This is a genomic window from Anabaena sp. TISTR 8404, assembly GCF_056847745.1.
This window is the reverse complement of the sequence record NZ_CP180578.1, coordinates 3,578,049-3,593,020: the sequence shown is the minus strand read 5'-3', so window position 1 is coordinate 3,593,020 and position 14,972 is coordinate 3,578,049. Positions and strand designations below refer to the sequence as shown.

Genomic DNA, 14,972 nt, shown 5'->3' with positions numbered 1-14,972 from the left:
TTATTAATTCAGGCAAAGTACGGTAATTACATAGAGTCTAGTTGATATAAAGTTAGTCAACAATAGTAGATTAGCCGATTACAGTTAAGTATCGAATAAGTATAATTAGCAAAATATATATTATTTATTATACAAATGTTATTTACTATCTAATAGCAATTGAAGGATAAATAGTTGAACCTTATTTTTATTCATAAAAATAAAAATATCTTGCCAAAATGAAGAAATCATTCAAAGGTAGAAACTAATGATTACTAATTCTAAGTATAAAATTATAGAAAAGCTTTCTGAAGGTTTAGAGACTGTTGTTTATAGAGCAAAGGAAGTTGCAAACCAGGGAAATGTTATTCTAAAAAGTCTTAAAAGTGAATATTCTAATCTTGAATATGTTACCGAATTTAAACATGAATATGAAATTTCTAAGTCACTAAACTTGCCAGGTATTATCAAAGTATATGGGTTAGAAAATTTTCAAGATTGTATTACTTTAGTCTTAGAAGATATTGAAGGACAAAATTTAAAACAATATATAAATAATATTCAACTGAATGTAATAGATTGCTTAAAAATAGCTATTCAACTTGCTGAAATTATTGCAAGCTTGCATGAAAAACATATTATCCACAAAGACATTAAACCACAAAATATAATTATTAATCCTAAATCACAGCAAGTTAAAATTACCGATTTTAGCATTGCATCACGTCTGTCAAAAGAAAATGCAATTATCAGTAATCCCAATTTGCTTAAAGGAACACTTGCTTATATGTCTCCTGAGCAAACAGGGCGGATGAATAGGTCAATAGACTACCGTACAGATTTTTACTCTTTAGGTATAACTTTGTATGAATTGCTGACCTCAAAGTTACCATTTAACTGTAGTGATCCCTTAGAAATAGTTCACTGTCACATTGCAAAACAACCTATACCTCCTCATCAGCTTAACCCACAAATTCCAGAGGGTTTATCTAATATTGTCATGAAATTATTATCTAAAACTGCTGAAGAAAGATATCAAAGTAGCTTAGGACTAAAAGCAGATTTAGAAATTTGTTTTAAACAGTTATTAACTAATGGCAAACTAGAAAATTTTATTCCTGGTCAGTTAGATAAATTTAGCCAGTTTACTATTCCTCAAAAACTCTATGGACGTGAAGAAGAAGTAGCCTGCTTGATATCAGCCTTTGACCGAATAAGTTCTGGAACATCTGAGATGATGTTAGTCTCTGGTTATGCAGGGATTGGTAAATCTTGCTTAGTTAATGAAATTCATAAACCCATAATCCGGCAACGGGGATATTTTATATCTGGTAAATTCGATCAATTTAAGCGAAATATTCCTTATGCTGCTTTAATTCAAGCTTTTCAAGAATTAACCCAACATTTACTAACAGAAAGTCCAGAAAAAATACTTATTTGGAAACAAAAACTTTTAGAAGCATTTGGTGACATTGGCCAAGTTATTATTGATGTTATTCCCGAAGTTGAGAAAATTGTTGGTCAACAGCCATCTGTTCCGCAGCTAGGGGCTACTGAATCACAGAATCGCTTTAATCGAGTATTTCAAAATTTTATTCAGGTGTTTACTCAAAAAGAACACCCACTCGTCTTATTTTTAGATGATTTACAATGGGCAGATTTAGCATCTCTAAAATTGATTAAGATGTTAATGATTGAACCTGATAGCCAATATTTATTAATGATAGGAGCTTATCGGGATAACGAAGTCAGATCAACGCATTATTTGTTTCAAACTTTGACTGAAATTCAAAAAGCAGGAACGGTCGTTAATAATATTGTTTTACAACCTTTAAACATTGATAATGTCTATCAATTAATAGGCGATACCTTTCATAGTAGTACAGAAAAAACAAAAGTATTAGCTAACCTTATTTTTAAGAAAACCCAAGGAAATCCTTTTTTCTTAAATCAGCTACTGCAAACTATGTATCAGGAAAATCTATTAAATTTTGATTTTAATAGTGGAGTATGGCAGTGGGAAATTAAACAAATTCAGACCGTTGGTATTACAGATTATGATGCCATAGAATTAATTGCTAGAAATATTAAAAAATTACCTCAGGAGACACAGCAAGTTTTACAATTAGCGGCTTGTGTAGGAAATCGCTTTAGTATAGATATTTTGACAATTGTCAATGAAAAGTCTCAGTCAGAAACTACATCAGACTTATGGGAAGCATTGCAAGCAGGTTTAATTTTACCACTAAGTGAAAACTACAAAGCTCCGTTGTTTTTTGACAAAGATACATCTATATCAATAGCTTCTCAGGAATTAAAAGTTTCATATAAGTTTTTGCATGATCGCGTCCAGCAAGCAGCTTATTCCCTGATTCCAGAATCACAAAGAAAACAAACACATCTAAAAATTGGGCAATTATTACTAGAGTCTTACCAAATAGAAGAAATTGAAGAAAATATTTTTGATATTGTCAATCATTTAAATTTTGGTATTCAGTTTATTTGCGATCAATCTCAAAGAGATAGACTAGCTAAATTAAATTTGATAGCCAGTCAAAAAGCAAAAGCTGCATCAGCATACGAAGCCGCTCTTAGTTATTCAACAATTGCTTTAGAATTACTTAAACTATCAAGTTGGGAAAGTAACTACGACCTGATGTTAGCACTGCATTTAGAAAGTGTAGAAATAGAATACTTAAATACTAACTTTAAACGTGCAGCTATCCTAACTGAAACTATCTTAGCAAGAGCTACTAATCTCCTCGATCAAGTAAAGGCTTATCAATTACAAATCCAGTATTATATGGCGCAAAACCAGATGATTGAAGCAATTGATGCTGGACTAGAAGCGCTTACTAAGCTGGGAATATCTCTATCAGAAACACCTAATAAACAAAGTCCCATAGCTAATTTACCTCAACTTCAGGATTTAGAAAATTTTCCAGTTGTCACAGATCCTTATATTCAAGCAGCTTTAAAAATCCTTGTTACTATTGCTGGTGCTGCTTTTATTACTAACCCAACCAAGACAAATTTTCCGCAGATAATTTTGACTGTTGTTAATCTCTGTATTAAACACGGTCACTCACCTTTAGCTGCCCACGGCTATGCTTACTATGGTATGCTTTTGTGCGGCTATCTAGAAAATATTAATGCAGGATATCACTCTGGTAAAATAGCTTGGCAGATATTAGAGCAATTCCAAGTTATTGAACTCAAGAGCAAAGTATATGCACCGTTTTATGGTTTTACAATTCATTGGAAAGAGCATATTAGAGAAACAATTGTTCCACTCCAAGAAGGAATTCAAAGTGCATTAGAAATTGGAGATTTAGAATATGGTGGCTACTGCTCTGTCCACTATTGTGGTCATATATTTTTTAGTGGAGAACCACTGGAATTAGTAGCTCAACAGCAAGCTTCATATATTGATTTGCTACAAAAATTTAAATTAGATTTTCCTATAAACTACATTAAAATTTGGCATCAACTTGCCTTAAATTTACAGGGTTTATCACAACATAAAGATGTTTTAGTTGGCGATAGTTTTGATGAATTATCAATGGTGACATACTTACAAAATACAAAGAATGCTACTTCTTTGTTCGTTGTTTACGTTGCCAAAATGATTCTCTTTTACTTATTCAAGGATTACACCCAAGCAGTTGATAATGCCAAATTAGCTTTAGAATATATAAGTGGTGTCATGGGAATGATGTCAGTTGGCATTCACAACTTATATTATTCTTTAGCCTTGATTGGGTTATATCCTAATGTTGAACCAGACATTCAACAAGAATATATAACTATTATCAATGCCAATCAAGAAAAAATGCAGTTATGGGCTAGTCACGCACCTGCTAACTATCAGCATAAATATGATTTAGTAGAAGCAGAAAAAGCCCGAATTTTAGGACAGCCCTTTGTAGCAATGGAGTATTATGAGTTAGCGATTCAAGGAGCAAAAGAACAAAGATATCTTCAAGAAGAAGCACTAGCTAATGAATTAGCAGCAGAATTTTATTTTTCTCGTGGTAGAGATAAGCAGGCTATTTTCTACCTGAAAGAATCGTATCACACTTATATACGTTGGGGAGCTATTACAAAAGTCAATGAATTAGAATCAAAATACCCTGACTATTGCCCATTAAGAATCAATCATGAATCTTCTAGTTTGAAGGCTGGCGTACCCACAACTTCAAGCAAAATCAGTAATTCAGCATCTTTTGATTTAAATACAGTTTTTAAAGCTTCGCAAGCTATTTCTAGCGAAATCATGCTAGAGGATTTACTTGCAAAGTTAATGAAAATTGTTATGGAAAATGCTGGCGCACAAAGCAGCTGCTTCCTTTTAGAGAAAAATGGTCAAATGGTAATAGAAGCTGTAGTGGGTATTTCTAACAATAAACTATTGTTGGAAACATCAATGCCATTAGACAATACTCAATATTTACCAGTATCAGTCGTTAACTATGTTGTGAGAACCAAGGAAAGCATTGTTCTTGGTAATGCTAGTTGTGAAGGCATATTTGTTAGTGATCCTTATATTATTAAAAATCAATGTAAATCTGTTTTATGCACACCGATAATTCATAAAAATAAACTTATCGGGATTTTGTATTTGCAAAATAATTTAACAGCGAATGTATTTACCACTGAACGTTTAGAAATTTTAAAAATTTTAGCTTCTCAAGCAGCTATTTCCATTGAGAATGCCAAGCTTTATAGTAATTTATCTAAACTAAATGAGAATTTGCAACAAGCTAACCAGGAATTGGAGAATTATAGCAAAACTCTGGAACTAAAAGTCGAAGAAAGAACCCAGGAATTACAAGAAAAAAGTGTGCGTTTGGAAGAACAAGCACAACAGTTAGAATTTACATTACAGCAACTACAAGCTACCCAGTTACAGATGATTCAAAAAGAAAAGATGTCTAGTTTAGGGCAACTAGTTGCTGGTATAGCTCACGAAATTAATAACCCAATTAATTTTATTTATGGCAATATTGCCCATGCAAGTGAGTACATTAAGGATATATTACATCTCATCAAGATTTATGAGCAAGAGTCACCAGATTTAACTCCTCAAATGCTGGCAGAAGAGGAAAATATTGATTTAGAATTTTTGCTTGAAGATTTACCTAAGTTACTGTCTTCCATGAAAGTTGGAGCTGATCGCATCCGTCAGATAGTTCTGAGTTTACGTAACTTCTCCCGTTTAGATGAAGCAGAAGTAAAAGCAGTTAATATTCATGAGGGTATTGATAACACCTTACTCATCTTGCAGCATCGACTCAAAGCTGACTCACAGATTCAAATTATCAAGAATTATGGCAATTTACCTTTAGTAGACTGTTATCCCAGTCAACTCAACCAAGTATTTATGAATTTGTTAGCTAATGCTATTGATGCTTTAGAAGAGTATAACTCTGTTCGTTCATCAGAAGAAGCTCAAAGCAATCCAGGGTATATCAAAATCACTACTGAGTTATTAGAGCAAAATTTCATCTTGATTCGCATTAGTGATAATGGAATTGGTATGAATTCAGATATACTTTCTCAGATTTTTAATCCTTTCTTTACTACCAAACCCATTGGAAAAGGTACTGGCTTGGGATTATCTATTAGTTACCAAATCATTGTAGAAAAACACGCGGGTAAAATTAGTTGTTCGTCAATACCAGGACAAAAAACAGAGTTTTTAATTGAACTTCCAGTTCATCAAAATTATTCTCAATTAATTAAGTAACATTCACACAACAGGCATCTTTATGATTAACAATTCTCAAGGTAGAGAGATTGCTAATATTTCTATTTCTGAAGTTTTTATGACTTTAGTAACAGGAAATATATTAGATGAGACTTATGAACCTTCACGGATTGGAAAAATTTCTCGACTAACAACTACACAAAGAGATTTATACCTGGATAATATGCTCAATCCAGATAGTAATGTTTTCAGTTTAGGATTATCGGTGAAACTACCTCAAACTTTAGATAGGTTTATTTGGGAACAGGCAGTAAAAATAGTATGTGAAGCAGATGATACAATTAAAACAAAATTTATTTTTTACCAAGGTGAAGCTTTTCAATTTGTAGATAAAAATGCTGCTATTCATTTTGAATTCATCGATATAGAAAATAATAATTCTCATAATTTGGAAAAAATTATCCAAGATAAAATTAAAGTCAAGGTAGAGTTAAACAAAGATTATTTATTTAAGAATATTTTAGTTAAAGAACAACAAGGCAATTATATTGCTATTTTAGGTGCGCCTCATATTCTTTTTGATGGATATTCTGGTAAAGTTTTTTTTGAAAGAGTTGGCAAAGTTTATTTAGATTTAAAAGCAGGTAACATACCTGTAAAATTTGAACTTAGCTCTTTTTATGATGCTGTTGAGCAGCATCTGCTGAGATTTGATACTCAAGAAATTCAGGATTATTGGCAGGAATATTTAAGTAAGATTACTCCCGTTACATCTTACTTAAAACCGAAAGAAAAAAATAAAGCTCAATCTCAAAAGTTACAAATTACTGGTAAAAATCTAGCGGAGATCAGAAAATATTGCCAATTAAATAAATGTAATCTGCCAGCTTTTTTTAGATCTGTGTATGGTATTTATTTGAGTAAGTATTTCCAAGCACCAGGAGATTTTGTATTTTACGACATTATTGGTAAAAGAGAACGGCAAAACCTGAATGTTTTAGGTTGTCTTTATCAAGTAGTTCCTATTATTATACCTGAAAATAAACTGGAGAAAAACTCCAAGATTTTGGATTATGTTTTTTATATCAGTGATTATCGCAAAAATCTGAACCATTATCAAAATATTTCTGTTTTTCTGCAAATACAGATTATCAAAGACGAACAATTAAAATTTTTCTATAATTTTTATAATTTCAGTGTTATTAATCTACCTTTTACTGAAGAACATCCTAGATTAACTGTTCATAATTCCTTCGCTGATAATGAAGTTCATCTGATAATTAACGAGTTTTCAGATACTCTAGAACTGGAAATATTTTACAACGAAGCTTTTTTTGTCTATATAAAAGTATTAGAAAGATTGCTATTCTTGGCAAATCAAATTATTCAAGGTTATGAGTATTTTGATCAACTGAAGCTCTTGCCAGCAAGTGAGAATAGAGATTTATTAGAAAATTGGAATCAGACCAATACTAATTACGCATTAGATAAATGTGTTCATCAACTATTTGAAGCGCAGGTGGAGCGATCGCCACATACCTTAGCTGTCATCCAAGAAGCAGAAAATCACCGCGAACAATCTTCACTGACTTACCAGAACCTCAATCAGCGAGCGAATCAGTTAGCACATTATCTGCATTCGTTGGGTGTGAAACCAGATATGCCTGTGGGAATCTGTGTAGAGAGAACATTGGAAATGGCGATCGCAGTTTTGGCGGTTCTCAAAGCTGGTGGTGCTTACTTACCACTAGATCCGGCGTATCCCAAGGAACGTTTAGCTTTCATGATTGAGGATACGCAGATATCCGTATTGCTCACTCAGCAGCAATTACTAGCAGAACTTCCCCAACATCAAGCACAAATTATTTGTTTAGATACTGACTGGGACAAGATAAATCAATACAGCCAGGAAAATCCTTCTACAGAAGTCACAGCAGAGAATTTAGCATATATCATCTACACCTCTGGCTCAACAGGCAGACCGAAAGGTATTTGTTTAGCTCACCGTCCTTTAGTGAATTTATTGCAATGGCATCTCAACTCACTATTAACAGGTGTCCGTACCCTGCAATTTGCCTCCTTAAGCTTTGATGCCAGCTTTCATGAAATGTTTGCGGCTTGGTGTTCGGGTGGAACTTTGTTTCTCATCTCAGAAAACTTGCGCCGGGACACCACAGCTTTAGCTCACTTTATTCACAACCAACAAATTGAAAAAGCGATTTTGCCTGTGGTCATACTACAGCAAATGGCAGAACTAGCTGCGTCTGGCTGGGAATTATTTAGTAGCCTCAAAGAAGTTACCACCACAGGCGAGCAATTGCAAATTACTCCAGCCATTGTCAAATTATTCAAATCCCTGCCACACTGCTCATTTCACAACCACTACGGGCCATCAGAAACCCATGTTGTAACAGCTTTAACATTAGATAAGAATCCTGATTCCTGGCCTACTTATCCCTCCATAGGTCGTCCGATAGCTAACACTCAAATCTACATACTCGATACCCAGTTAAAGCCAGTTCCTATCGGTGTTCCAGGAGAGCTATACATTGGTGGCGTTAGTTTAGCTAGGGGTTATCTCCATCGACCAGATTTGACTAACGAACGGTTTATTTCTAATCCTGACGCAAAATCCCATCGCTTGTATAAAACAGGCGACTTAGCTTGTTACTTACCTGATGGGAATATTGAATATCTCGGTCGAATAGATCAACAAGTCAAGATTCGTGGCTTCCGCATTGAGCTAGGGGAAATTGAAACAATACTGTTGCAACATCATGATGTGCGTGAAACCGCAGTCATAGTGCGTGAGGATGTGCCTGGAGATAAGCGATTAGTAGCTTATATTGTTTCCAACCTAATTCCCGAACGAGTACCTTACCAAAGTTTTTGTCGAGTCGAGACTGATGACAATCGGATAATAGAACTGCAAACAGAAGATATTTCCAATGGTGGCCTGTGCTTAGTAGAAGTGCCATTTAGTTGGGCAAAAGGTAAACGAGTTCGTCTTTGTCTAAGGTTGCCAGTAATATCAGAAGAACTTTGGTTAGACGGCTATGTTGCTTGGTGTCAGGGTAAGCGGGCTGGTATTGAGTTGACTTTAACGCCCAATGAAAAAATCCTCTTTAACCAAACCATAGAGCATATCTTAGAAACCCAACAGCTATGGAAAACATTGCAGCGGACAATAAGTGGCAATCTTCGGAGATTTCTCCAACAGAAGTTGCCAGATTATATGCTGCCTTCTAGTTTTGTGATGTTAAACGCATTACCACTCACACCAAATGGCAAAATAGATCGTCGCTCCCTACCAATACCCGATCGCACCCGATGGAATCAAGAGCAAGATTTTGTTTTACCTCGGACTACTGTTGAGGAAGTACTCACAAAAATTTGGCAGGAAGTTTTAAACTTGCAGCAGATTAGTGTCCACGATAACTTTTTTGAGATGGGGGGACACTCGCTGTTAGCCACACAGGTAACTTCTCGGATTCGAGATACCTATCAATTGGATATACCATTACGGCGTTTATTCGATGCCCCTACTATTGAGGGCTTGGCTGAAAGTATCGAGGTGCAACTCAAGCAAAATCAAGAATGGCATACTTGGGCGATTGCACCTGTAACGCGCAACCAAAACTTACCTCTTTCCTTTGCCCAGCAGCGATTGTGGTTTCTCGAACAGTTGTTGCCTGACAGCCCCTTTTACAATTTCCCCCAAAGTTTTCGCCTGTTTGGCCAGGTAAATGTGAAAGCTTTAGAGCAAAGCATCAACGAAATTGTGCGGCGACACGAAGTTTTACGCACCACTTTTGCTTCATTAGATGGGCAGCCTGTACAAATTATTGTTCCGGCTCTAAGTGTACTTATACATCTGGTAGATTTGCGTTCTCTATCTGAATCACAAAAAGATACACAAATTGAGCGATTGCGGATTGAAGAGTTCCAACAACCATTTAATATCAACTACGGGCCGCTATTGCGGGCAGCCCTAATACAGATAGATGCAGAAGAATCTTTACTACTTCTGAGCATTCACCACATTGTTTTTGATGGTTGGTCTGTGGGCGTATTGTTCCAAGAACTGACATTGCTGTATCAAGCTTTTGCCAATGGTTTACCTTCTCCTCTAGCTGAACTGACCATTCAGTATGCAGACTTTGCTGTTTGGCAACGGCAATGGTTGCAAGGAAAAGTCATATCAGAGCAACTGAGTTATTGGAAACAACAGTTAGCAGATTTACCCATTTTACAGTTGCCAAGCGTTAGCGAAGCTCGCCGTAGGCATCGCCCCCGTCCAGCCATCCAAACTTATCGCGGAGCGCGTCAACCTCTAGCACTCTCCAAATCTCTTAGCGAGGCAGTAACTCGGTTTAGCCAGCATGAGGGATGTACCTTGTTTATGACCCTCTTAGCAGCATTTCAAACGCTGTTATACCGCTATACGAGTAGTGAAGACATCGTAGTAGGCTCGTTAATAGCCAACCGCCATCATCAGGAAATCGAGAGTTTAATCGGATTCTTTGTTAACACTTTAGTACTACGCAGTGATTTTTCCGATTCTCCAACGTTCCGCCAGCTACTCAAGCAAGTACGAGAAGTCACCTTAGAAGCTTACACTCATCAAGACGTACCCTTTGAAAAACTGGTGGAGGAACTAGAACCAGAGCGCGATTTGAGCCGCCATCCTTTATTCCAAATTTGCTTTGCACTGCAAAATGTACCCATACAAGCTTTGGAACTTTCCGGTTTAACAATCAACCATCGCTTAGAACACAACGGTACAGCCAAGTTCGATTTATTCCTAGAATTATTTGAAACCCCAGATGGGATTAGTGGCTGGTTTGAATACAGTACCGACTTATTTGATGTTGCCACTATCTCTCGGTTAGGGGAAAATTTCCAAACTTTAGTTGCGGGGATTGTTGCTAATCCAGACCAGAAGGTTGCAGACTTACCGCTTTTAACATCTGCTGAACGCCAACAATTATTGGTGGAATGGAATCAAACTCAAAGTGATTTCCCCCAACAAATTTGCATTCATCAACTATTTGAAGCCCAAGTACAGCGTGTACCGGATTCTGTAGCGGCGACATTTGCAAATCAACAAATAACTTATCGCGAGTTGAATGCTAGAGCCAATCAGTTAGCCCGTCATTTACAAGCTTTAGGTGTAGGGCCGGATGTATTGGTGGGGATTTGTGTAGAACGTTCTTTGGAAATGATTGTAGCTTTGTTAGGGATTCTCAAAGCTGGTGGGGCTTATATACCTCTAGATCCAGCTTATCCCCAACAGCGTTTATCTTTAATGCTGTCAGACTCCCAGCTATCAGTACTTTTAACCCAGCAACATTTATTGGCACAACTTCCCGAACATCAAGCGCAGATTGTCTGTTTGGATAAAGACTGGCAGGATATTACAACACAAAGCCAAGATAATCTCGATGGTAATGCTAATTCTGAGAACTTAGCTTATGTAATCTACACCTCCGGTTCCACTGGCAAACCGAAGGGTGTACAAATTATGCATCGTTCTGTGGTTAATTTCCTCCACTTCATGGGTCACCATTTAGAACTGACGGAGCAAGATATACTGCTTTCGGTTACTACTTTATCCTTTGATATTGCCGTACTCGAAATTTTCTTACCCATGACTCTCGGTGCTTCTGTGATTATAGCCAGTCGGGAAGAAGCTATGGATGGCACAGCGTTGATGGCAAAATTAACCAATGGCGTTACCGTCATGCAAGCAACCCCAGCCACTTGGCAACTGCTTCTAGAAGTAGGTTGGCAAGGCAGCAAAAATTTAAAAATCCTGTGTGGCGGGGAAGCTTTGCCGAAAAAATTAGCTCAACAGTTGCAACAGCGATGTGCTACCTTATGGAACCTTTATGGCCCCACTGAAACTACCATTTGGTCAGCAACATATAAAGTTTTATCTGAAGACGGACAAGTTCTAATTGGTCGCCCGATGGCCAATACTCAGTTCTATATACTTGACTCTCAGTTACAACCCGTGCCTGTAGGTGTACCAGGAGAACTCTACATTGGTGGTGCTGGTTTAGCGCGTGGTTATTTCAATCGTCCTGACCTTACAGATGCTCGATTTATTCCTAATTTATTTGATAAATCAAAAGCAAGCGATCGCCTTTACAAAACAGGGGATTTAGTTCGTTATCTCCCCGATGGCAATATCGAGTATCTCAGTCGTATCGACCACCAAGTAAAAATTCGTGGTTTCCGAATTGAATTAGGAGAGATTGAAGGGGTTTTGGCGCAACATCCTTCAGTGAAAACAGCCGTAGTCATAGATCGGGAAGATGTACCTGGACAAAAGCGTTTAGTAGCTTATGTGGTGCAGAATCAACAAGATGAGAATGCCCCATTATTAGCAAATTGGCAAACCGAACACCTTTCCCAGTGGCAGACAATTTACGATCAAACCTACAAACAAACTACTAAGGAAGAAAACCAAGTATTCAATACTATTGGTTGGAACAGTAGTTATACGGGTTTGCCTATTCCCGTCGCACAAATGCGTGAGTGGGTAGATTGTACTGTTGAACGCATTCTTTCTTTACAACCCAGCCAAGTACTAGAAATTGGTTGCGGTACGGGTTTATTGCTATGCAGAATTATTTCCCATTGCAGTAAATATTGGGGTACTGATTTTGCACCGGAAGCACTGCGACAAATCCAACGGCTGCAAATGTCCCATCCAGATTGGCCGCAACTGACTTTGTTACCCAGACCAGCTGACAATTTTGTAGGTATTGAAGCTAATACCTTCGATACGGTAATTATCAATTCAGTAATTCAGTATTTTCCTAGCATTGATTATTTGCTGCAAGTTTTGACGGGAGCTGTTAATGCTGTGGAGCCTGGTGGTTTGATATTTATTGGAGATGTACGCAGTTTACCTTTACTAGAGGCTTACCACACTTCTGTAGCACTGTATCAAGCATCATCCACACTTTCCACAATCCAGTTACAAGAGCAGATTCGCCAACGCCTCAACCAAGAGGAAGAACTGGTAATTCACCCAGACTTTTTTCGGGCATTGCAACAACATTTGCCTAGGATTGGCCGCGTGCAAATTGAACTCAAACGGGGTCAGCATCACAATGAAATGACAAAGTTCCGCTACGATGCAATTCTACATATAGGAACTAATAGCGATGATACTGTTGGAATTACTTGGTTGGATTGGCAACAGCAACAGCTAACTTTGTCATCTGTTCGCCACCTGTTATTAGCAACTCAGCCAGAGATTCTAGGAATTAAAAATGTACCCAATGCCAGAGTAATTCAGGAAGTGAAAACTATAGAATTGCTCAACAGCCCGGATATGCCAAAGACTGTAGGAGAGTTGCGATCGCATTTAGAACAACTTCCCCAAATTGGCATCGATCCGGAAGAATTATGGAATTTAAGCGAAGATTTACCTTATTTACTCGATATTACTTGGTCGGAATCGAGTTTAGTTGATTGTTACGACGTAGTTTTTAGACATCGCCACAGAGAAAAAGTTGAAGGGGTAGCCACTGCTGATGAAGATACAGTTCCTATTCAACCTTGGAATTACTATGCTAATCAACCTCTACAGAGCAAATTTAGCCGCAAAATAGCAGTGGAACTCCGGCGTTTTCTGGAACAAAAGCTACCGGAATACATGGTGCCTACAGCCTTTGTATGCTTAGAGAAATTGCCACTAACACCTAATGGTAAGTTAGATCGGCGATCGCTACCTGCCCCAGATCGATCCAGAACCACCCTAGAAGCTACATTAATTAAACCTCGTACTCCTACTGAGGAGAAAATGGTTGCTATTTGGACTAAGGTATTGGGTAGCGATGCTGTGGGAATTCAAGATAATTTCTTTGAACTCGGTGGTAACTCCCTATTAGCAACCCAGTTAATCATGTCTGTACGAGAAACTTTTCAAGTAGAACTGCCGGTCAGATGTATTTTTGAGCAGCAAACCATCGAAGGACTCAGCCAAATTCTTGAAAAGCTCCATCAACAAGACACTACTGTTCTCAATACTGTTGTTAATCTCCAAGCTGAAGCTGTACTCGATGCAAACATCTATTCTCCGACAGTATTTACTCAGGATATCACTCAGCCAAGCCATATTTTCCTCACAGGAGCCACTGGTTTTTTAGGTGCTTTCTTAGTACATGAATTACTACAGCAAACTCAAGGAAAAATATATTGCCTCGTGCGTGCTAAGAACGAAACTGAAGGTTTCAAAAGACTAAAACAAACCCTAGAAAAATATTTAATTTGGGATGCAAGCCAAAGCTCCAGAATCATTCCCATACCAGGGGATTTAGCTTTACCTCGTTTTGGTATCTCTCTAGAGCAATTTGAAAAGTTAGCAGCACAAATTGATGTTATTTATCATAGTGGCGCTCAAGTCAACTTTGCTAAACCATATTCTGTAGTTAAGGCAGCAAATGTTCTTGGTACGCAAGAAGTTCTGAGATTAGCGTGTCAGCAAAAAATCAAGCCAGTACACTACATCTCAACAATGGCTGTTTTTGGGGCAATGGCCTGTTTAAATGGAATAGATGTCATTTATGAGGATGATGATATTGATAAAAGTGAACCTTATCTTTCTCAAGAGATTGGCTATACACAAAGTAAATGGGTGGCTGAAAAACTTGTTTGGATTGCTAAATCTAGAGGAATCCCTGTAACAGTCATCAGGTCGGGATTTTTAATGGGTCATTCCCAAACTGGTGTAACTAATACAGATGATTTCATATCTAGATTGATCAAAGGTTGTATACAAGTAGGTAGTTTTCCAGAATTAATTAATCAAAAACAAGATTTAATTACTGTAGATTATGCCAGTAAAGCCATTGTTCAAATATCTCAAAAGCCAGAATCTTTAGGAAAGGCTTTTCATATAGTACCTTTACCATCGGAAAACATCGATTTAATTAAATTATTTGAGTTGATAGCTGCTTGTGGATACCAGCTTCAGAAAGTACCTTATACTCAATGGACAGACAATTTAATTAATCAATCTCAATATTCTCAGTCAAATCCCTTATTCCCTCTTTTGCCCATGTTAACTGACAAATTGAATCAAGAAATGGCTGCATGGGAGCTATATCAAAATACTCCTGATTTAGACTGTCGCAATACACTCAATGCAATTGCCAATACGTCTATCAAATGTCCATCAATGGATACGGAATTAATAAGTAAATATTTAGAGTATTTCCGACTTAGCGGCTTTTTGAATAAGTGATTTGTAGAGTGATTCTAGTTA

2 protein-coding genes are annotated in these 14,972 nt (G+C 37.1%); both read left to right on the top strand.

Going from position 1 to position 14,972, the window contains the following annotated elements; translation table 11 throughout:
* Positions 1-247 precede the first annotated feature (247 nt).
* Positions 248-5,728 (top strand): ATP-binding sensor histidine kinase, encoded by a 5,481-nt coding sequence (locus ACMX3D_RS15470; RefSeq protein ID WP_482746786.1) that lies wholly within the window; start codon positions 248-250, stop codon positions 5,726-5,728.
* A 22-nt stretch (positions 5,729-5,750) separates the two neighbouring features.
* On the top strand, positions 5,751-14,951 hold the full coding sequence (locus ACMX3D_RS15465) for an amino acid adenylation domain-containing protein (protein WP_482746785.1): 9,201 nt from the start codon (positions 5,751-5,753) through the stop codon (positions 14,949-14,951).
* Positions 14,952-14,972: the final 21 nt, after the last annotated feature.

Excerpts from the sequence above, each read along its gene's own strand:
- ACMX3D_RS15470 (WP_482746786.1), top strand. The coding sequence starts at position 248 with ATGATTACTAATTCTAAGTATAAAATTATAGAAAAGCTTTCTGAAGGT.
- ACMX3D_RS15465 (WP_482746785.1), top strand. The coding sequence starts at position 5,751 with ATGATTAACAATTCTCAAGGTAGAGAGATTGCTAATATTTCTATTTCT.